We start from the raw sequence: 20,248 nt of genomic DNA, 5'->3' as shown, positions 1-20,248 counted from the left end.
AGAATAAATTATTGGGAGGTTTATAACATGACTTCGTTTAATTGGAATAAAGAAGCAGAATTACAATGGGATAGACGCGCGCAATTCTGGAATGAACGCAGTGTAAATATGTGGGATAACGGTAGTAGAAAAGATATTATTCCTTTCGTTGAAAAGCATATGAAAAAAGGATGTAAGGTATACGATATTGGTTGTGGCGATGGATATGGAACCTATAAGTTACATAAGGCAGGGTACGATGTTGTCGGAATGGATCTTTCTAGTGAAATGATTAACCGTGCAAAGGAGCGAGCTGAAGAAATTCCTTTTATCCAAGGTGATGTGATGAATTTGCCGTTTGAAGCGAACAGTTGTGAAGGAATCATGTCCATCAATGTTCTGGAATGGACAGAGGTTCCAGCAAATGCACTTAAGCAGTTGAGCCGCGTTTTGAAAAAGGATGGTCTGTTATGTGTTGGCATATTAGGACCAACTGCTGGACCACGCACACATAGCTATCCAAGGGTGTATGGCGATAAGGCTATTGCAAATACGATGATGCCATGGGAGTTTCAAAAGCTGGCACAGGAAAATAACTTTACATATGTTGATGGTTTTGGTGTTTATCGAGATGGTGTAAAGGAACGAAATTATGAAGGTTTACCAATGGAATTAAAACAAGCATTAACATTCTTATGGGTATTTATGCTACGAAAAGAAGGTGAATAACGATGGAGCGAAAAGAAATGGAAGAAAGGGTCATTGAAAGCTATCAAAACGACGAGAAAATGATGATCTTAATTTATGCCCAGTGGTGTATAAACAATGACCTCGAGCCTAGGTCCTTGTATGAACAGGCGTATCCATCGCAAATGAAAAACAATGCCTTGGATGAAGCGTTAGAGCTAACTGTACCAAAAAAAGAGTCAGAAGAAATTCCTGACTCGACTGTTATGAATGTATTACAACTTTTTGGCAATGACGATTTAGCATTTATCGTACAAGAGCAAATTGACAAACGAAAAAAGTGATTTACTTATTAAATAGCTTTACCAATGCCTGGGTTCCGCTATCTTCATCTCCTTGCTCTGCTAACTCTGTGTAAAGTTCAAGTGAGAGTGCAAGCCCAGGTGTCAATAAGTCCATTTCATTTGCTGACTCTAGTGCAAGTCTCATATCTTTGATAAAGTGCTTCACGAAGAAACCTGGGGCAAAGTCACCTTCTATCATTCTTGGTGCAAGGTTTGATAATGACCAGCTACCTGCAGCGCCAGTTGTAATGCTTTCCAAAACCTTTTCCGGGTCAAGTCCAGCCTTTTTTGCATAAACAATTGCTTCGCAAACACCGATCATGTTAGACGCAATTGTGATTTGGTTGCAAAGCTTGGTATGTTGACCAGCACCAGACTTTCCTTGATGAATAATGTTACTTCCCATCACTTTGAAAATTGGGAGCAACTCCTGATATACTTGTACATCTCCACCAACCATAATTGATAATTTGCCATTTTGGGCACCAACATCTCCGCCAGATACTGGTGCATCTAACGAGAAAAGTCCCTGTTGTGCCGCATCTCTGCCTATTTTCTCAGCTAAAGAAGGTTTGGACGTGGTCATGTCTACCACATATGATTTTTTTTTCGCGTTTTCTAAAATTCCATCTCCACCAAAATAGATAGACTCGACATCATTTGGATATCCAACCATTGTGATGATTACGTCTACTTCTCGTGCAAGTTCAGCAACTGATTCACTCCAAGTAGCTCCTTCTTCAATGAGTGACCGCGCTTTTTCTTTTGTACGTGTAAATACTTGAACTGGGTAACCGGCAGTCATCAAATTTTTTGCCATACTTTTTCCCATTACACCTATTCCAATAAATCCGATTGTTTGTTTAGATTGCACCATTTACTATGACCTCCTATACTTCTACCTAATTAATAGTAATTCGACACTTAGTTAAATATTCCTTTTTTACAGAGATAGTATTGCAATCATTCTCAACCTATGATAGCCTTAAAACACAAGATATTGCTAAATATTTAAAAACTACATACTATATATAGTTTTATCCTACAAGTTTGGTGGCCAAATTTAGTGGCCTTAATAGGGAATCTGGTGCAAAACCAGAACTGTCCCCGCAACTGTGAATGTGAACGAACGAGAAATTATCCACTGTATTGTTAGCTTAACGTTAATAATATGGGAAGGTACTCAAGTAGATGAACACATAAGTCAGGAGACCTGCCAAACCTTGTGAAAAGTTTCCATTCTTCGGGGCCAAAGAAGACGAAACGATGGAGAAGTAGATTATTTCTGTCGTTTTAACCGTTCATGGCCTCCTAGCATGAGCGGTTTTTTAGTACATAAAAAGGAGATGTTGAATCATGCAAACTGCAATACTTACGAAAAGCTGGAAAAGTTATTTAGAAGAAAGGGTAAAAGAGGCTTTTCCAACTATGCCAATCCAATCATTTCTAGACAAAAATGCGAATACGAAAGAAAGCATATCTACAGAAGAATGGGTAAACCATCTAACATTGGAAGCTTTATCAAATATAGATGAAGAGCATCCTGATTGGACATATGTTGCAGCTATGATTTACTCGGAATGGTTGTACAACCAAGCAGCAAAAAATCGAAATTATGATTATGAGAAAAAATATGGTTCGCTTTACAAGTTAATCTCGGAGATAACGGAAATTGGAATTTACGACCAGGGTTTATTACATACCTATGATAAAGATGAAGTGGATCAGTTAGAAAGATTAATTAGGCCTGAGCGAGATCAGCTTTTTACCTTTATCGGCTTAAAGACATTAGCCGATCGTTACTTAGCAAAAAATTATACGAAAGAAATTTATGAGCTTCCTCAAGAGCGATTTATGATCATCGCAATGACACTTATGCAGGATGAGCCTAAGGATAGACGTATGGACTTGGTGGGACAGGCTTATTGGGCGATGAGTAATCTATATATGACTGTTGCAACACCAACACTTTCAAATGCTGGAAAAAGCTATGGGCAATTGTCTAGCTGTTTTATTGATACATTGGATGATAGTCTACAAAGTATTTATGATAGCAATACCGATATTGCAAATTTATCAAAAAATGGTGGTGGAATCGGCGTCTATTTGGGGAAAATTCGTAGTAGCGGAAGTATGATTAAAGGCTTTAAGGGGGCATCATCAGGTGTCATTCCATGGATGAAGCAGCTAAATAATACAGCTGTCAGCGTGGATCAGCTTGGTCAGCGTAAGGGTGCTATTTGTGTTTATTTAGATGTTTGGCACAAGGATATTCACTCATTTCTTGATGCGAAACTAAACAACGGTGATGAACGGATGCGAACCCACGATTTGTTTACTGGTGTGACGCTGCCTGATTTGTTTATGGAAAAGGTTGAAGCTCGAGATGATTGGTATTTATTTGATCCTCATGAAATTCGAACTGTGATGGGATACTCATTAGAGAACTTTTACGATGAAGAAAAGGAAAACGGATCTTTCCGTGAAAGGTATGCGGAGTGTGTTGCAAATCCAACTCTTTCTAAAGAAGCGGTTCCAGCAATTGAAATTATGAAAAGCATTATGAAAGGGCAACTTGAAACAGGTGGGCCGTTCCTTTTTTACCGGGATGAAGTTAATCGCCAAAATGTAAATAAACATACGGGCATGATTTATTGCAGTAATCTTTGCACGGAAATTATGCAAAACCAAAGCCCTACCAAGTTTATTGATCAGCAAACAAAGGATGGTAAAATTTTAATTACGAAAGAACCAGGGGATTTCGTTGTGTGCAATCTATCCTCGATTAATTTGGGACGGGCAGTGGTTGATGATGTTCTGGAAAAATTAATACCGATACAAGTTCGAATGCTGGATAATGTGATTGACTTGAACCATATTCCTGTTCCGCAAGCTAGATATACAAACGTGCGGTACCGGGCAATCGGTCTAGGAACATTCGGATGGCATCATTTATTGGCGCTAAAACGCATGAAATGGGAAAGTGAGGAATCCATTGAATTTGCGGATTCACTGTATGAAAAGATTGCATATTTAACAATCCAAGCGAGTATGGATCTGGCAAAGGAAAAAGAGCCATATCCGCTGTTTAGTGGATCAGAATGGGATACTGGAAAATATTTTGAACGAAAAGGCTATTTGAATCAAGCGGAATCAAATTTTGACTGGAATAAACTGCAGGAGGATGTACAAGAGAATGGTATACGAAATAGCTACTTGATGGCGGTGGCACCGAACTCTTCCACTTCGCTAATAGCTGGGAGCTCAGCAAGTATTGATCCGATTTTCAGGAAATTTTATTCTGAGGAAAAAAAGGATTTTAAAATACCTGTAACAGCACCTGATTTAAGTGCAGAAACAACATGGTATTACAAATCCGCTTATATGATTGATCAAAAATGGAGTGTTGCGCAAAATGCTGCAAGACAAAAACATATTGATCAAGGGATTTCCTTTAACATTTATGTGCCAAACGGTGTACAAGCTCGTGAATTATTAGAAATACATCTTTTAGCATGGCAGTCAGGTTTCAAAACAACCTATTATTTACGATCAACTTCATCAGATATTGAAGAATGTGAATCATGTTCGAGTTAAGGGGGACAGTCCTCCATCGCATTATCACTTTAACGTATTAACGTGGTGGGGGACTGACCCCGCCGATAGGAGGAGATACTATGGATTCACCGATACAAACACGCACAATCATGGACAAGCAGGCACCAAATCGTTCGACAAAAATTATTAATGGTAAAAGCTCTAATATTTTAAACTGGGATGATGTCAGGTTCGCTTGGGCATACCCGAAATATAAAAAAATGCTTGGTAACTTTTGGACTCCGTTTGAAATTAATATGGCTCAAGACAAGAAACAAATACAAACACTAACTTCCAATGAGCAGGAAGCATTTCTAAAAATTATTGGCTTATTAGCTTTGCTTGATAGTATTCAAACGGACTATGCGGGAAAAGTTGCGGATTACTTAACAGATTCGAGTCTAAATGCATTGATGATTATTCTGGCGCAACAAGAGGTAATTCATAATCATTCCTATTCATATGTATTATCAAGTCTCGTTTCTAAGTCCAAACAAGACGAAGTGTTTGATTTCTGGCGAAGCGAGCCTGTTTTAGAAAAGCGAAATGATTTTATTACAAATGGATATACAGAGTTTGTGGAAAATCCATCGGTAGAAAGTTTGTTAAAATCCATTGTTTACGATGTCATTTTGGAAGGGCTTTTCTTCTACTCAGGCTTTGCATTTTTCTACCATTTAGCACGAAATCAAAAGATGGTCGCGACATCTACCATGATTAATTATATTAACCGCGATGAACAAATTCATGTTGATTTATTTGTAAGAATTTATAAAGAGGTACTAGTTGAATATCCAGAATTTGATTCAGAAGAAATGAGTAATTTCGTTCAACAAACATTTAAAGAAGCGGCTGAGCTAGAAATAGAGTGGGCAAACTATATAATTGGGGACAAGATTACGGGGATTAACATTGAGGATGTAGAAGCTTATATTAAGTTTTATGCAAATGTTCGGTGTAAACAACTTGGTTACGAGCGACCTTATCCCGAGTACCGTAAAAATCCTTTGCGCTGGATTAAAGCGTATGAAGAAGTGGATTTAGGTAAATCTGATTTCTTTGAGCAAAAGTCAAGACAATATACAAAAGTGAATTATACGGATAATGGATTCGACGATTTGTAAAGTAAGAGCAGCTTCTAGAATAGAGGCTGCTTTTCTGCTACTATGTAAAGAAAAAAGGGTGAACGAGTTGAATTGGAATGTAAAGGAATTTCAAGCGTTATCAAATGATGAGTTATATAGCATTATGAAAGCTCGAGTAGATGTATTTGTAGTTGAGCAGGAATGTGCATACGAGGAGATAGATAATTATGACCAAGCAGCCATTCATTACTTTTTAACCATCGATAATCAGATTGCTGCATACGTACGAATCCTGCCAAGTAATACGAAATATGAGGAAGTATCAATTGGTCGTGTACTAGTTACAAGAGACTTTCGCGCTAATGGTTATGCGAAATTACTTATGAAAAAGGCAATTCAATTTGTAACGGATGAGTGGACCGAAAACACGATAAAAATTCAGGCTCAGAATTATCTACATAAATTTTATTCAGCGTTAGGATTTGTTCAAATTTCCGATGTTTATTTGGATGATAATATTCCCCACATTGACATGATTTGGTCAAAAAACCAATAGCTTTTAACCGCATGAATACTGGTCTTCTGCACAAATTATAGGTAGAACTAATTTGTACCTATTTGGAGGGGAAAGGCTATGCTTACAAGTGAACAATTAACACATTTTAAAAACCAATTAGTTGAAAGGCAGTCAGAATTGTTTACTCTAATGGAATCAGAAGGGGAATATTCCAGAAGAAATCAAGAGCTGTCAAATTATGATAATCATCCAGCCGATATGGGAACAGAGATGTATGATCTGGAACGGGAACAAGCATTATCACAGCATGCAGAGGTTGAACTTAAAGAAATCAATGAAGCTATGTCAGCAATTGAGGAAGGTACGTATGGCATTTGCCGAAGATGTGGTACGGACATACCCTTGGAACGGTTAGAAGCTATTCCAACCGCTGATCAGTGCCTTGAACATGCAAACAATGCTGGTTTTGTAGCATATCGCCCTGTTGAAGAGGATATTTTAACGATGGATATCCACGAGCACACAAATGAAACACAAACTGGATATGATAGAGAAGACGCATGGCAAGATGTCGGTAAATATGGATCATCTGATACTCCTTCTGATCTTGGTGGGAATCAAGATCATGACGACTATGACGAAATGTATATCAATAGTGATGAAAATATTGGAATTGTCGATGACACAGAAGGTATTGGAACAGCAACGTTTGATGGTCACCCTGAAGAATGATGCTATTGGTTGGAGCGCTATGTCTCCAACCTTTACATATTAAAGTGGGAGATCTTTCTTTTTAAAAATTATAATAGCAAGTGCATAAAGAAGTATCCCTGCACTACCTAAACTAATACTAATTGGTAAAATGTCGACATTTCCCTCTGCGATGCTAGTGGCATCGAATAATGAGAATACAGTAAAATACTGAAGCCAATCAAGTTTATCACTAACTTTTGCCAGCATGTCAACTGCAAAGAAGATAAAGGATAACGCACCTGAAATTGCTAAAGCTCTCTTTTCGTCATTGAATAAGCAAGAAAATAAAAAACAGTAGCCGCTAATGACAAAAAACAGTAAGTACGTAACAATATTCAATTTAATAAACGATCCCGTAGCAAAGTTGTTCTCCTCAATAAACAACTCTGCACCAATAACCCCTGTTAAAGTGGTAAGAGTAATGATAACTGTAAGACAAATGAGGATGACAGACGCCTGTGTAAGTGCTATTTTCATGCGAGAAAGTCCGCTTGCTAAAAGATAAGCCATTGAGCCTCGATCAACTAAACGCGCAATTAACTGTGTAGCGGTTGTTACACAAAAGATTAATAAGATAATAATAAATAACAACCCATAGTATTCTCCAGCTACAAAGCCACTCAGGCTAGAAATCCCAGCATGTAAGCCAAATGCTTTCATATAACCTTCAGGTAAGGTTTCAAACATAGTATCAAATACTTTAGAATCAGCAATATATGGATATAGCCAAATGATCAGAACTAAATAAAACATCGATCCAAATGTAAAACTACATACTGTCTTCGCATTGTTTTTCATCATTGTCACAAAAAGAGAACCGTTCATGATTGATCACCATCCTTGTTATAGAAATGCATAAATACATCCTCCAAGTTTTGGCGATGAATATCTATGCTGTTAATTCCACATTCACTGATGGATTTTACAAATGATTCATAATCGCCTTGAATAGCTATCCGGATTTGATGTCCATCGATTTGAACGATTTCAAGAGGGGTATTTTTAATCTTTTCTATATCACCACTTGTTTTCACGGTAACTTGGAAAATTTTTCGTTGTAATGCTTGTAACTTCCGAATCTCCTCAATTGCAACTAGTTGACCAGCTTTAATAATCCCAACCCGGTCACTGGTTCGGTCAATTTCTGAGAAGCTATGAGAGGACATTAGAATTGTTTTCCCCCGTTTCTTTTCTTCTTTCACTAAATCAACAAAGAGATTTTGCATTAATGGATCCAATCCACTTGTAGGTTCATCCAAAATTAATACCTGTGGATCGTGCATAAATGCAGCAACGATGCCAACTTTTTGTTTCATACCCTTAGACATTTTCCGAATAGGAGTTTTCACATCAAACTGAAAACGTTCAATTAATTCTTTTTGCCGTTTTATTTGCTTTATTTTCCTCATTCCTGCCAAGAGTCTCAGGAACTCTAATCCATTCATTCCTTCTAAAAATGCAGTTTCCCCTGGTAGATAGCCAACGGATTGTTGAATTTCCGCACTCTTTTTCCAAGCATTTAGCCTGTTAATAGTTGCGCTACCTGATGTCGGCTTCATAAACCCCATCAGGTGGCGGATAGTCGTTGATTTTCCAGCGCCATTTGGACCTAAAAATCCAAACACTTCACCTTCAGCCACATCAAATGAAACGTCAAAAATTCCTTTTCCATTAGGGAACTTTTTTGTTAAGCGGTGAATTGAAATTGGCATAATTCGCACCACCTTTCTTATATATTATGAAATATTAGTAAGTATATATTTCATAATATATGCAAACCATCTCCATTACAATACACTTTTGAAATATTTTATTTGTTTTATTTCATAAATTTTAATAAACTAAATGAGAGGTGAAAGGAATGAATGGTTTTGAACGTCGTAAGCAACAGAAAACGATTAGTATCCTAGAAGGTGCATTGACACTTTTTATGAAATTTGGAATTAAAAAGGTTTCTATTGCTGAAATTGCAAGGAAAGCTAATGTATCACAGGTTACCATTTATAATTACTTTGGAAGTAAAAACGAATTAACCGATGAAGTAATTCGTTTTTATATAGAAAAAACTTGGGATGAAACAGAGGAATTATTAACTAGTGATTTACCTTTTCCAGATAAAATTCAGCAGCTTATCTTTTCTAAAAAACAAACTGCTGATGAAATGAATGAAAATTTCTATCAAGAGTTTATGATGGAATATGGGACTGGGAATAATTATCTTGAAGAATTTTATACGAATAAGGCTTTGCCTAAAATGATGGAATTATTTGATGAAGGAAAAAGACAAGGGTATGTAGATCCATCAATATCGAATGAATCCATCTTGCTGTACATTCAAATCTTTAAAGAACAAATGCAACGAGAAGATATATATTCACAGTTGTTGCCACTTACAGAAGAAATTACGAAATTATTTTTTTATGGAATATTAGGCAAGCGTAATTAATGAACCTGAGAAAATAAAAAGGCTGTTTTTCTAAAAGATTGTTGTTTTTGGTACAAAATCAATAAACTACGATATTGCGTCAACGCCCGATTCCGCTTCGGGCAGTCGCTTTCCGCGGCAACGCTTCAGCTTCCTCTGGAAGCAAAACCGCTTCCTTGAAAAGAAAAACACTTTTTCTGCGTGCGATACCTTTTCAGGGAAGCTTTCCTTGTCCTGCGGGATCTTCAGCGCAAGCCCTAAGGTGCGCGTAGTGTATTTCCGGAGCGGTATATTTATTATGACACAATTTTTTCTGAGGATTAAATAGCAACAAAACTTACGAAAAGAGCCAAATAAAAAAGCTCCTATCGAAAAAGATAAGAGTTTTTAGTGATTACTTTAGCTAAATAATCCTCCAAAAGGGCTACCCATTAGTGATAGAAGTATGGATTGCATAATAAAGCTAAGTGCAAACGTATTTAGGACGTAAATGATAATTAATAAGTAAACACGATCTATATTTGTTGAAGGAATTTCAGATAAAATTAGTGTTGGAATAATTATTAATGTTCCTAATAGACTGATGGAAATTGCTACAATACCTAATGATACAATACCAATCAACGTTAGAATATACCCAGCAACGAGTAGTAATAGGAATGGAATTAAATACCCACCATACTTTGCTATGGTTTTTGCGAATGAAAACTCGGCCCCATCGAATTTCAATCCAGCGAAGGTTATAGCATTTATAACTACGAACAATAGTAATAGCTTTAGAAATGGCCATAAGAAACCATCCGTAAAAGTTGGAGCACTTCCAAAGAAACTAACAATGCTGTTTAGTACGAGAAAATATCCTACAGCAAATAATAGTGCAAAAAGAGCAATCGAGATAATACCTGAGATTAGATCATTTTCATTTGCTTTCTTTGCGTCGTTTGGTTTTTTAAGCAGTGTAAGAAAAAAGTGGCCGAAGTTAATAGATGAGGCCTTTAGTTTCTCAACTATTTCGTTTGATTGTTTAGGATCAGTTGGTTCTTGACTAGTTGTTGACTCTGCAACTATTTCTATTTCCTCTGTAGCAGCTGTTTCCTGGATAACAACAGGTTCATCCTGAGAAATTAATGCACCACAATTTGTACAAAATTTCCCTTTCTCTGTTTCTTGATAGCAATTTTGACATTGCATAAACTCACTTCCCCTTTACTATGTAATGACTATATACTCGTATATATACTATATATACGTTCGACATTATTTGCAAAACTCCTTCCTTAAGCGATTATTAACAAACAAAAAAGGATGACCCAAAATGGATCATCCCTTAGCAAAACTTACTGTTCTTGGCCTCGTTCTACTAATGTTAGTTCAACTGTTTGTAGTTCACCGTTTCTGGAAATTTCAATTTCAACGGTATCGCCAATCTTCGTTTCAGAGTACAAATATTTTCGTAAGTCTAAAATAGATGTTATTTCCTGACCATTAATTTTTGTAATAATATCGAATTGTTGGAGTCCAGCATCTGCTGCAGGTGATCCTGGTTGAACTTGTGCAATTACCATACCGCCCTTAATATCCTCTGGTAGTGCGATTTGACTGCGATATTGTGGTGGTACTTGTTGAAGGGATGCAGTGCTAATTCCAATAAATGGGCGTGCAACCTCACCTTCAGTTTCTAATTGCTTCATGATTGGAATTGCTGTATCAATTGGAATGGCAAATCCAATTCCTTCTACTTCTTTTTTAGCAATCTTCATGGAGTTGATTCCTATTACTTCGCCGTCAGAATTCACAAGTGCCCCACCACTATTACCTGGGTTAATTGCTGCATCTGTTTGAATTACTTCTGTGACCCAATCAGGCTGTTTATCTTTATTTGTATCGATACTCACGGAACGTTCTTTTCCACTTATTATTCCTTTTGTAACAGAGTTAGCAAAGTTCATGCCAAGTGGGTTACCGATTGCTACTACAGTTTCACCAACTTTTGCCTCTTCTGAAGAACCTAATTTCGCTACAGTCTCAATTTTCTTTCCATCAATTTGTAGGACAGCTAAATCTGTTAATGGATCTGATCCTAGCACTTTTGCTTTAATTCGATCACCATTGTTTAAGACAACTTCTACTTCTTCTGCTCCTTCGACCACGTGGTGGTTTGTGACTACATAAGCTTTACCATCTGCTTTTTTATAAATGATACCGGAACCTGAACCAGCTTTCTGACTAGGTGCCCATACGTTTTGTTGCTGTAAGTTAGTAATGCCAACTACTGCTTCGGATACCTCTTCAATATTTGAAGCCACGTCGGTATTACCTGTAGCTATTGTTTGGGCAATTTCAGGTGTCCCATTATCTTGGGCAGATGTTGAATCGCTTCCATTGTTATTGTTTAAGGGAATAATGTTGTTCGTGAACAATAATACAACAGCAACAGCTGCAACAATCCCGCCTACTAGACCACCGAATAAAACACCTACACCTGATCTTTTTGGTTTGGATTCCTTTTTCTTTGGTTGAGCAGGTTTAGTCAAACCAGGGTCAGTTTCTTTTCTATCGGACCTAGTTTGAGGTGAATCATCCTTTAGGCTTATTTCGTCTATATTTTCTTCATGAGTGTCATTATACTTATCATTTCGTTCCATCAATTTATCACCCTTTTTGTTAGATTTTTTCCAACCCTTTGCTTTTCTTTCTATATTCCATATACTACAGATTTACTTTGGCATGACTTTGGTAAGAATGTGGAAAAAGTATGTAATATACATATCATTCTTACTACAGTTTCTTTTCCCCACAAGATAGTAAGTTAATCATCTTTGTATCATATCATTATGCACAAGTCCTGACTTGTGTAAAAATATAACTATGAAGAGACAGTGAATGAGGGAGGTTTTAATCATGAATTATCATATAGGGGTTGTCGAGGATGATACAAACATCCAAAATATCGTGTCGGCCTATTTAAAAAAAGAGGGTTTTACCATAACCGTATCAGACTCCGCCGAGGAAGCCTGGCAGGTATGGGAAACAGGACCTCCTGATATGTGGATTTTAGACATTATGCTTCCTGGCATGGACGGGTATGATTTTTGTAAAAAAATTCGAGAAGAAAGTGATGTTCCTATTATCATTATTTCCGCTAAGGATGAAGAGATTGATAAAATTCTTGGCATAGAACTGGGTGGTGATGATTATTTAACCAAACCATTCAGCCCTCGAGAATTGGTTGCACGTGTGAAGCGATTATTCAAGCGTTCGAATCCTGTAATCCAGAACACAGAGCAAGAAAAGGAGAAAATTAAAATAGACAACCTTTTAATAAGAAAAAATGATCGCCGCTTATTCTGGATTGGTCAGGAAATTGAAGTCACATCGAAAGAGTATGATATGTTACTTTTATTTGCTGAAAATGTAAATCGTGCCTTCTCTAGAGAAGAATTGCTAATTAAAATATGGGGCGATGATTATTTTGGTAGCGACCGAGCCGTTGATGATTTAGTTAAACGGATTCGCAAAAAACTGGATGATATTCAATTAGAAACTGTTTGGGGTTATGGATATCGTCTGCGAAGTGAAGAGGAATAGCATGAAGCTCCAGTACCAGTTAAATATTGCTTTCACAACACTGCTTCTAGTCATCATGTCTGTGACCGGATTTGTGATCTATTCATTAATTCTTGATCTACTGATTCAAGACGAAAAAGCAGAATTAGAACAAAAAGGTGAATTACTTGTACAAATACTAAATGAAGAAAGCAGACAACCGCGTATCGATCAATTTGGTGGGTTTTTACAAGATCAAAATCTGGAATTACTTTTATATAACCGAATCCTGGATCAAGTTATCGATTCAACGATGCCTAAGCAAATTGTGGGTAGCTTTCTTGCCGATAATGATTTTTCAAATATGGATAAAGAATTATGGAGTTTAGGGGATATTAAGTATGTAAATTCCCGAATTCTTTTTTATCCAGAAAGTACAGGTCTTGAACTGATTTTGTTAACACCTTTAACTGAATTACAAGCCGTTCAGCAGGATTTTATTAAGCAATTGTTTATCGTGTTTGTAATAGGTGCAGTTGCTGCAGTTATTTTAAGCTACCTTTTCACGAATAAGTTGGTTACCCCATTAACTCGATTAAAGTGGCAACTTAAAAAAGTAGAAAAGCGACAATTTGATGCGATTGAACCAATAAAAGCTACTGGTGAGATTAAGGAAGTAGAAAAAAGTGTTTTTGAAATGGCTAATGAGTTACAACGTTACATGAAATCACAACAAACGTTTTTTCAAAATGCTAGCCATGAATTAAAGACCCCATTAATGACCATCCAAGGATACGCGGAAGGAATTCGTGATGGGATTTTTGGTTCAGAAGAAAAGGAAAAGGGCTTAGAAGTAATGGTCACCGAGGTAAACAGGCTAAAGAAAATTATTAATGAAATGATTTTGCTGGCGAAGTTAGATAGTGAACAAACCTCATATGATCCGGAAACTATCTACTTAACGAGTATAGTTGATCAGGTATTAGACCGTGCGTTGCCAATTATAAATGAAAAAGAAATTCGAATTTCACATGAAGTTGATGAAACACTTACTATTCACGCGGATCCAGAAAAGTTATTACGTGCTTTATTAAACATAACATTTAATGGAATCCGGCACGCTAAATCGTATGTTTTGATAAATGTAAGACAAATTAACTCCATGATCACAATTAGTATTGAAGATGATGGGGAAGGTATTGACGAGGATTTAATCCCGCAAATTTTCCATCGTTTCATTAAAGGAAGTCAGGGAGAGACTGGATTAGGACTAGCTATAGCACGAGCTATAGTAGAACAATCAGGCGGAAATATCACAGTAGGTACTTCAGAACTTGGTGGAGCTAAATTTATCGTTGCATTCAGCGAAAACTAAAAAAAGTTTGAAATTAGGTTAACTTGTGCTATACTATTATAGTTTGAGTTATCTGTAATGAAAGAGGAGCGTACTAATATGCAATTAAGAGAAGATATTCGGAACATCGCGATTATCGCCCATGTTGACCATGGTAAAACAACACTTGTGGATCAATTATTAAAATACTCGGGGACTTTTCGTGAAAATGAACAAGTGGATGAACGAGCTATGGACAACAACGATATTGAGCGTGAACGTGGTATTACGATTCTTGCTAAAAACACAGCGATTAAATATAATGATATAGCAATCAATATTTTGGATACTCCCGGACATGCCGACTTTGGTGGGGAAGTGGAGCGTATCATGAAAATGGTTGATGGTGTTTTATTGGTCGTTGATGCATATGAAGGTTGTATGCCACAAACTCGATTTGTGTTAAAGAAAGCATTAGAACAAAGACTTACTCCAGTAGTAGTTTTAAATAAGATTGACCGCCCAGGTGCGCGTCCAAATGAAGTAATTGATGAAGTGCTTGACTTATTCATCGAACTAGGTGCTGATGATGAACAGTTAGAATTCCCAGTTGTTTATGCATCTGCATTAAATGGTACATCTGGTGATGAACCTGAAGAACAAAAAGAAACGATGGATCCTGTTTTTAAAACTATTTTGGAGAATATTCCAGCACCAGTTGATACTTCAGATGATCCATTGCAATTCCAAGTAGCAATGCTTGATTATAATGATTACGTTGGAAGAATTGGTGTTGGCCGTGTATTCCGTGGGAAGATTAAAGCGGGACAACAGGTTGTTCTGATGCGAGAAGACGGAACCCAAAAGGTATCCCGTATTTCAAAATTATTTGGCTTTATTGGATTAAAGCGGATTGAAATTGAAGAAGCAAAAGCAGGAGATATTGTTGCTGTAGCTGGACTTGAAGATATCAACGTAGGAGAAACTATTTGCCCACAGGATCACCCAGAAGCATTACCTTTCTTACGTATTGATGAACCAACCTTGCAAATGACTTTCCTTGTTAACAATAGTCCATTTGCAGGTAAAGAGGGTAAATATTTAACATCAAGAAGGATAGAAGAGCGTTTAATGAAACAACTTGAAACAGACGTGAGCTTGCGTGTTGATCCAACAGATTCACCAGACGCTTGGGTTGTTTCGGGTCGTGGAGAATTACACTTATCTATCTTAATCGAAAATATGCGACGTGAAGGCTATGAATTACAACTTTCTAAGCCGCAAGTAATTATCAAAGAAATTGATGGTCAAAAATGTGAGCCAATTGAACGTGTGCAAGTGGATGTGCCAGAAGAGTACACTGGTGGTGTAATGGAATCGCTTGGAGCTCGTAAAGGTGAAATGATTGATATGGTTAACCATGGTAATGGGCAAGTTCGTATCGACTTTAAGGTTCCTTCCCGTGGCTTAATCGGATATACGACTGAATTCATGTCCCAAACACGCGGTTATGGTATTTTGAATCATACGTTTGAAGCATATGAACCAGTTGTCAAAGGTCAAGTTGGTGGTAGAAGTAAAGGTGTTCTAGTTGGACTTGAGAATGGTAAAGCATCAACATACGGTATCATGCAACTAGAAGATCGCGGTGTTATTTTTGTTGAACCGGGTACAGAATTGTACGCAGGTATGATTGTCGGCGAACATAATCGTGACAATGATTTAACAGTAAATATCACGAAGGAAAAACACTTAACCAACGTTCGCTCAGCGAATAAAGACCAAACCTCTACGATTAGAAAGACAAGAGTTATGTCACTCGAGGAAGCTATTGAGTACTTGAATGACGACGAATATTGTGAGGTTACACCTGAATCGATTCGTTTACGTAAAAAGATTTTAAACAAAAACGAACGTGAAAAAGCATCTAAGAAAACGAATATAGGCTAATGAAAAAACCAGTGAGAATCTCACTGGTTTTTTTATATAATTTGAGGAGAAGGGGGATGGGTGTTAATTGGCGGATAAAATTTAAGGCTGTATTCGCATAGTTTGTTGCTAATATCACCACAGTTGATATAAAATTCGACGTAAGTGCCTTGTTGGTAGTTGGACAACCGTTCCGGAAATCCACTTCGCTTTCCGCGGGCTCGCGCTGAGCCTCCTCGTGAGCAAAAACCGCTCGCTGCGGGGTCTCAACGTCTTCGCTTTCTAAGCAGGAGTCTTCGTGGATTTCCTTCACTGGTGTTCAGTTTAACAATTTCAATTTCCTGGGTTACTGTTTGCTTATATATCATAAAGACATCCTGCAATTATGGCAGTTGATTGGAGCGGAGGACCGTTGACTCCTGCGGGAACAGCACGAGTCTGAAGACCACGCAAAGCGATTTTGAGTCCACTGAAAAAGGATGGATTTGAAAAATTTAATTTCTCACTTTAACCTAGCATCCTCGAATATACGGAGACTCCTACGGGAAGTAAGAGATCGGCGGAGACCCCGGAGGACGGCAGTCCGAGGAGGCTCGCCACTCGCCCGTGGAAAGCGGAGTATATTCGAGGATGCGGCCGTCGATCCACTATTTTGTACTACACTTAACTTTTCAGTGGACTCGTGCGAAAGCACAAGGAGGCGCAGCGGAAATCAACCAGCACTTACGTCGTAGTCTATAATTTTTGTGTCAAAAACAACAACCTTTTAGAAAACAGCCAAATTTAAAAATGGCTGATATATCCTTGTGGATCGGCGGATAAAGGTGCAAAAGAGCGGATATGTGGCTTTTGAGTTCTCTAGAATAATCATAACTGTATCAGAGAAAAGTAAATTTATTAGATGTATCTCTAGCAAAAAAAACTGGGCGGATTGCCCAGTTTTTCTAATGTATAATGCTATGAAGGTTAATCGAAAAGCCCTAAAGTTGATCATTAATCTCGATTCAGTAAAACTTAAGCACGTGGATCTTCAATAAACGTCTGAACAATTTCTCCCCATTTTTCAAATTCAGTTAAGAAGCCATCATGACCAAAATTGGTTTGTACATGGTGATAGGAGCTAGTTGGCATGAACTCCGTTAAAGCTCTAATATGGTGTGGTTCGTATATTAAATCATTTTCAAAGCTTATGGCTAGTAATGGTCGCTTGAATTCCTTCGATGCTTGTTGCCAACCACCACGGTATTCGCCAATATCATGCCCATTCATAGCTTGCAATAAGTAACTATAGCTAGTGGGGTCAAATCGTTGCGCTAATTTCTGCCCCTGATAATCCAAATAGGAGGACACTTCATATTTAGAATTTGTCTTTTCTCGGTTAAATCTGTCTGTAAATAAAGAAGAGCTCCGGTATGTCACCATTCCAATCATGCGAGCTAATTCTAACCCTTTAACAGAATCATTTTTTATAGCAGATAATGCAATATGATTAAATGCAATACCATAATCAGAAAAGAAGGGGGTAGCGGCTAGAACAATTGATTTCTCCATCGCTGTTGGATAAAGAATTCCCCATTCTAGCACTTGCATACCACCAAGGGAACCACCGATAATCGCTGCTAGGTTTTTGATTCCTAACTTCTTCAATGCCTGGTATTGTGCATGCACCATATCACGAATTGTAATGGATGGAAAATTTGTTTGATAAATTTCATCTGTTTCAGGATTAATAGAACTAGGTCCTGTTGAGCCATCGCAACCACCAAGTACATTAAATGTGATTACTTGAAACTTTTCTGTATCAATGTATTTTTGCTGACCAATTAACCCATGCCACCACCCTGGAGAATCGTGTGTGCCGACAGTGATATGATTTCCTGTTAGGGCGTGACAAACTAAAATTACGGGTGCATCAATTGGCCCAACACGTTCATATTGAAGGGTTACTTCCTCAATAATTTCACCAGATGATAGAGGGAGTGGGCCAAAGGATATATTTTCAATTGTTGACAAGGTTTTTTGGAACACTTCCATATGACCCCTCCTCATTTAAACCTCAACAGGTATGTTTACAGTGCTATTTCCTCTTATACGGATTGCTTCACTATAAGGATTTTTACCAGAAACAACAGTAATCCCAGCTGCCTCAGCATTTTCTAATGTTTGATCTGAAATTCCAGGTTCTTCAGCCCAAATTATTTTCACTTGTTTATTAATGAGTTGTTCAATTGTTGTAGGTAAAACTTTCCTATTAAACCAAACTGCATCAATGTCAAATGGAATATCTGCTAGTTGTTTGTAGGAATTTTCCTGTTCCGATTCAGTAATAGGCACAATTTGAAAGCCCAACCGCTCTAATTGCTCTGCACTTTTATAAAAATGGCTCGAAGGATCACTAAGATCAAAAACTGCAATTACTTTCTTACTTACAGCGCCTTGATCTCTTTTAAATGGTGAGCTGATCAACCACTTTATAGTGTCTTCTGTTGTTACACCGATTGTTGGGGCTTTATTTGTTGCTTTTGCAATAGCTTGATCTAAATCAGCTAAAATATCTTCCGTTGACTCAATACCGGTTGATAAACGAACTAATTCTTCAGAAACACCACTTCTTTTTAAATCTTCCGCACTTAATTGTTGGTGTGTTGTTGAAGCTGGATGAATAATAAGTGATTTCGCATCCCCAACATTTGCTACGTGCGACCAAAGTGTTACGTTGTCAATCAATTTTGTACCTGCCGCGCGACCACCATTAATCCCAAATGTTATGATGGAGCCATAACCATTTTTAAAGTATTTGTTTGCCAACTCATACGATGGATGTTCTTTTAGCCCAGGATAGTTAACCCATTCAACTGCTGGATGTTTTTGTAAAAAGCCAGCCACTTCTTCAGCGTTTTTGGTGTGTCTTTCAATCCGTAAGTGTAATGTTTCCAAGCCCTGTAAAAGTAAAAAGGCATTGTGTGGGCTCAAGCACGCTCCGATATCACGAAGTAGCTGAACACGTAATTTTGTTGCGAATGCTGCTGGGCCAACATCCACGTAACGAATACCGTGGTAGCTCTCATCAGCTTCAATAAATCCTGGGAATTTTTCATTATTAAAGTTAAAACGGCCTCCATCAACAACTATGCCACCAATCGCGGTACCATGACCACCAATCCATTTTGTAGCAGAATGGACGACTATATCCGCCCCCCAAGCAAGTGGCTTAGTGATGTATGGCGTTGCAAATGTATTATCAATAATAAGCGGGATGTTGTGGCTATGAGCAATCGTTGCAACTTTCTCAACATCGAATACATTTAAGCTAGGATTGGTGATAATTTCTCCAAACACAGCTTTTGTTTTATCTGTTATTGCTTCTTCAATCTCATTAGGATTAGTAGCATCGACAAACTTAACGTTAATCCCATATCGTGGTAATGTATTAGCAAACAAGTTGTAACTTCCACCATATAAATTACTATCAGCAACAATTTCATCACCAGCACCAGCAATATTTAAAATTGCGAGTGTTATTGCTGCCATTCCAGATGAAGTTGCTACTGCAGCAACACCGTCCTCAAGTAATGCAACGCGTTGCTCGAAAACGTCAACGGTAGGGTTACCAATCCGTGTATAAATGTTTCCAGGCTCTTTTAATCCGAATAAATTTTGTGCATGTTCCGTATCGCGAAAAGTATAGGAAGTTGTTTGGTAAATAGGTACAGCCCGTGATCCTGTTGCTGGGTCAGGTTCTTGACCACCATGAAGTAGTACAGTTTCTGGGTTGTGCAGATTAAAATTTGACATTAATAATTCCTCCTTTGTAGTTGGTCTATTATTAATGGTCTGGTAGGTTAGGAAGAGAGGAAATAAAAAGCCCCCTTCCTAAGAAGAGGGCGTGTATGTAACCGATCCTCCCCTTATCTTCCAGATCATAATTGACCTGTAGGATTTAGCACCTTTCATGCTAGAAATCTAGCTTGATGGTTGCCGGGCATCACAGGGCCTATTCCCTCCGCCGCTCTTGATAAGAGTTATTTAAATTTAATGATAATTATATATCTA

General features: G+C 37.7%; 17 protein-coding genes and 2 riboswitches. Of the genes, 10 read left to right on the top strand and 7 right to left on the bottom strand.

Annotated features, from left to right (window positions below; all coding sequences use genetic code 11):
- Positions 1-27: 27 nt before the first annotated feature.
- Both CFK40_RS20160 and CFK40_RS20155 read left to right on the top strand, forming a co-directional pair.
- Positions 28-708, top strand: coding sequence for a class I SAM-dependent methyltransferase (locus CFK40_RS20160; RefSeq protein WP_089534145.1), 681 nt, complete (start codon positions 28-30; stop codon positions 706-708).
- Positions 709-710: 2 nt separating this feature from the next.
- A complete protein-coding gene (locus tag CFK40_RS20155; protein WP_089534144.1) occupies positions 711-1,010 on the top strand; it encodes a hypothetical protein in 300 nt (99 codons plus the stop codon).
- A 1-nt stretch (position 1,011) separates the two neighbouring features.
- On the opposite strand, the gene CFK40_RS20150 is transcribed toward CFK40_RS20155, so the two are convergent.
- The gene (locus tag CFK40_RS20150; RefSeq protein ID WP_089534143.1) at positions 1,012-1,887 is read right to left on the bottom strand and encodes an NAD(P)-dependent oxidoreductase; all 876 of its coding nucleotides are present in this window, start codon (positions 1,885-1,887) and stop codon (positions 1,012-1,014) included.
- 158 nt (positions 1,888-2,045) lie between these two features.
- A riboswitch (cobalamin riboswitch) is annotated at positions 2,046-2,245 on the top strand.
- A gap of 193 nt (positions 2,246-2,438) precedes the next feature.
- Here CFK40_RS20150 and CFK40_RS20145 point away from each other — a divergent pair.
- The 4 genes from CFK40_RS20145 to CFK40_RS20130 all read left to right on the top strand — a co-directional run bounded on the left by CFK40_RS20145 (position 2,439) and on the right by CFK40_RS20130 (position 6,941).
- Entirely contained in the window at positions 2,439-4,607 is a 2,169-nt protein-coding gene (locus CFK40_RS20145; protein WP_264371423.1) for a ribonucleoside-diphosphate reductase subunit alpha, read from the top strand.
- An 80-nt stretch (positions 4,608-4,687) separates the two neighbouring features.
- Positions 4,688-5,731, top strand: a complete 1,044-nt coding sequence (locus CFK40_RS20140) for a ribonucleotide-diphosphate reductase subunit beta (RefSeq protein ID WP_089534141.1) — start codon at positions 4,688-4,690, stop codon at positions 5,729-5,731.
- A 67-nt stretch (positions 5,732-5,798) separates the two neighbouring features.
- Complete coding sequence (locus CFK40_RS20135) at positions 5,799-6,248, top strand: GNAT family N-acetyltransferase (protein WP_089534140.1); 450 nt, start codon at positions 5,799-5,801, stop codon at positions 6,246-6,248.
- 78 nt (positions 6,249-6,326) lie between these two features.
- A complete protein-coding gene (locus tag CFK40_RS20130; protein WP_089534139.1) occupies positions 6,327-6,941 on the top strand; it encodes a TraR/DksA C4-type zinc finger protein in 615 nt (204 codons plus the stop codon).
- A gap of 39 nt (positions 6,942-6,980) precedes the next feature.
- Here the strand turns inward: CFK40_RS20130 and CFK40_RS20125 are convergent, their stop codons facing one another.
- Together CFK40_RS20125 and CFK40_RS20120 are read right to left on the bottom strand one after the other, a co-directional pair.
- A complete protein-coding gene (locus tag CFK40_RS20125; protein ID WP_089534138.1) occupies positions 6,981-7,787 on the bottom strand; it encodes an ABC transporter permease subunit in 807 nt (268 codons plus the stop codon).
- The gene (locus CFK40_RS20120; protein WP_089534137.1) at positions 7,784-8,674 is read right to left on the bottom strand and encodes an ABC transporter ATP-binding protein; all 891 of its coding nucleotides are present in this window, start codon (positions 8,672-8,674) and stop codon (positions 7,784-7,786) included. The genes CFK40_RS20125 and CFK40_RS20120 overlap by 4 nt, the downstream gene beginning before the upstream one ends.
- Before the next feature lie 149 nt (positions 8,675-8,823).
- On the opposite strand from CFK40_RS20120, the gene CFK40_RS20115 reads away from it, so the two are divergent.
- Positions 8,824-9,408, top strand: coding sequence for a TetR/AcrR family transcriptional regulator (locus CFK40_RS20115; RefSeq protein WP_089534136.1), 585 nt, complete (start codon positions 8,824-8,826; stop codon positions 9,406-9,408).
- 378 nt (positions 9,409-9,786) lie between these two features.
- Here CFK40_RS20115 and CFK40_RS20110 read toward each other — a convergent pair whose 3' ends face one another.
- Both CFK40_RS20110 and CFK40_RS20105 read right to left on the bottom strand, forming a co-directional pair.
- A complete protein-coding gene (locus CFK40_RS20110; RefSeq protein ID WP_089534135.1) occupies positions 9,787-10,578 on the bottom strand; it encodes a zinc ribbon domain-containing protein in 792 nt (263 codons plus the stop codon).
- 146 nt (positions 10,579-10,724) lie between these two features.
- A complete protein-coding gene (locus CFK40_RS20105; RefSeq protein WP_089534134.1) occupies positions 10,725-12,032 on the bottom strand; it encodes a S1C family serine protease in 1,308 nt (435 codons plus the stop codon).
- A gap of 256 nt (positions 12,033-12,288) precedes the next feature.
- Here CFK40_RS20105 and CFK40_RS20100 point away from each other — a divergent pair, with 256 nt between their 5' ends.
- The 3 genes from CFK40_RS20100 (at position 12,289) to typA (ending at position 16,216) form a co-directional block, all read left to right on the top strand.
- Positions 12,289-12,975: a response regulator transcription factor gene (locus CFK40_RS20100; protein ID WP_089534133.1), complete on the top strand. Its 687-nt coding sequence runs from the start codon at positions 12,289-12,291 to the stop codon at positions 12,973-12,975.
- Between the two features lies 1 nt (position 12,976).
- Positions 12,977-14,308 (top strand): sensor histidine kinase, encoded by a 1,332-nt coding sequence (locus CFK40_RS20095; RefSeq protein ID WP_089534132.1) that lies wholly within the window; start codon positions 12,977-12,979, stop codon positions 14,306-14,308.
- A 78-nt stretch (positions 14,309-14,386) separates the two neighbouring features.
- Positions 14,387-16,216 carry a translational GTPase TypA gene (gene typA, locus CFK40_RS20090; RefSeq protein WP_089534131.1) on the top strand — a complete coding sequence of 610 codons (1,830 nt, stop codon included), beginning with the start codon at positions 14,387-14,389 and terminating at the stop codon, positions 16,214-16,216.
- A gap of 993 nt (positions 16,217-17,209) precedes the next feature.
- Here typA and metX read toward each other — a convergent pair.
- Both metX and CFK40_RS20080 read right to left on the bottom strand, forming a co-directional pair.
- Positions 17,210-18,229, bottom strand: coding sequence for a homoserine O-acetyltransferase MetX (gene metX / locus CFK40_RS20085; protein WP_089534130.1), 1,020 nt, complete (start codon positions 18,227-18,229; stop codon positions 17,210-17,212).
- Positions 18,230-18,244: 15 nt separating this feature from the next.
- The gene (locus CFK40_RS20080; RefSeq protein ID WP_089534129.1) at positions 18,245-19,990 is read right to left on the bottom strand and encodes a PLP-dependent aspartate aminotransferase family protein; all 1,746 of its coding nucleotides are present in this window, start codon (positions 19,988-19,990) and stop codon (positions 18,245-18,247) included.
- 110 nt (positions 19,991-20,100) lie between these two features.
- A riboswitch (SAM riboswitch) is annotated at positions 20,101-20,217 on the bottom strand.
- Between the last annotated feature and the right edge of the window lie 31 nt (positions 20,218-20,248).

This window comes from Virgibacillus necropolis (genome assembly GCF_002224365.1).
GTDB classification, from domain to species: domain Bacteria; phylum Bacillota; class Bacilli; order Bacillales; family Amphibacillaceae; genus Virgibacillus_F; species Virgibacillus_F necropolis.
Note: the sequence above shows the minus strand (reverse complement) of the source record. Positions and strands in the feature narration are given on the sequence as shown.

Excerpts from the sequence above, each read along its gene's own strand:
- CFK40_RS20115 (WP_089534136.1), top strand. The coding sequence starts at position 8,824 with ATGAATGGTTTTGAACGTCGTAAGCAACAGAAAACGATTAGTATCCTA.
- CFK40_RS20160 (WP_089534145.1), top strand. The coding sequence starts at position 28 with ATGACTTCGTTTAATTGGAATAAAGAAGCAGAATTACAATGGGATAGA.
- CFK40_RS20155 (WP_089534144.1), top strand. The coding sequence starts at position 711 with ATGGAGCGAAAAGAAATGGAAGAAAGGGTCATTGAAAGCTATCAAAAC.
- CFK40_RS20110 (WP_089534135.1), bottom strand. The coding sequence starts at position 10,578 with ATGCAATGTCAAAATTGCTATCAAGAAACAGAGAAAGGGAAATTTTGT.
- CFK40_RS20080 (WP_089534129.1), bottom strand. The coding sequence starts at position 19,990 with ATGTCAAATTTTAATCTGCACAACCCAGAAACTGTACTACTTCATGGT.
- CFK40_RS20105 (WP_089534134.1), bottom strand. The coding sequence starts at position 12,032 with ATGGAACGAAATGATAAGTATAATGACACTCATGAAGAAAATATAGAC.
- CFK40_RS20145 (WP_264371423.1), top strand. The coding sequence starts at position 2,439 with ATGCCAATCCAATCATTTCTAGACAAAAATGCGAATACGAAAGAAAGC.
- CFK40_RS20100 (WP_089534133.1), top strand. The coding sequence starts at position 12,289 with ATGAATTATCATATAGGGGTTGTCGAGGATGATACAAACATCCAAAAT.
- CFK40_RS20095 (WP_089534132.1), top strand. The coding sequence starts at position 12,977 with ATGAAGCTCCAGTACCAGTTAAATATTGCTTTCACAACACTGCTTCTA.
- CFK40_RS20140 (WP_089534141.1), top strand. The coding sequence starts at position 4,688 with ATGGATTCACCGATACAAACACGCACAATCATGGACAAGCAGGCACCA.
- metX (WP_089534130.1), bottom strand. The coding sequence starts at position 18,229 with ATGGAAGTGTTCCAAAAAACCTTGTCAACAATTGAAAATATATCCTTT.
- typA (WP_089534131.1), top strand. The coding sequence starts at position 14,387 with ATGCAATTAAGAGAAGATATTCGGAACATCGCGATTATCGCCCATGTT.
- CFK40_RS20150 (WP_089534143.1), bottom strand. The coding sequence starts at position 1,887 with ATGGTGCAATCTAAACAAACAATCGGATTTATTGGAATAGGTGTAATG.
- CFK40_RS20125 (WP_089534138.1), bottom strand. The coding sequence starts at position 7,787 with ATGAACGGTTCTCTTTTTGTGACAATGATGAAAAACAATGCGAAGACA.
- CFK40_RS20130 (WP_089534139.1), top strand. The coding sequence starts at position 6,327 with ATGCTTACAAGTGAACAATTAACACATTTTAAAAACCAATTAGTTGAA.
- CFK40_RS20120 (WP_089534137.1), bottom strand. The coding sequence starts at position 8,674 with ATGCCAATTTCAATTCACCGCTTAACAAAAAAGTTCCCTAATGGAAAA.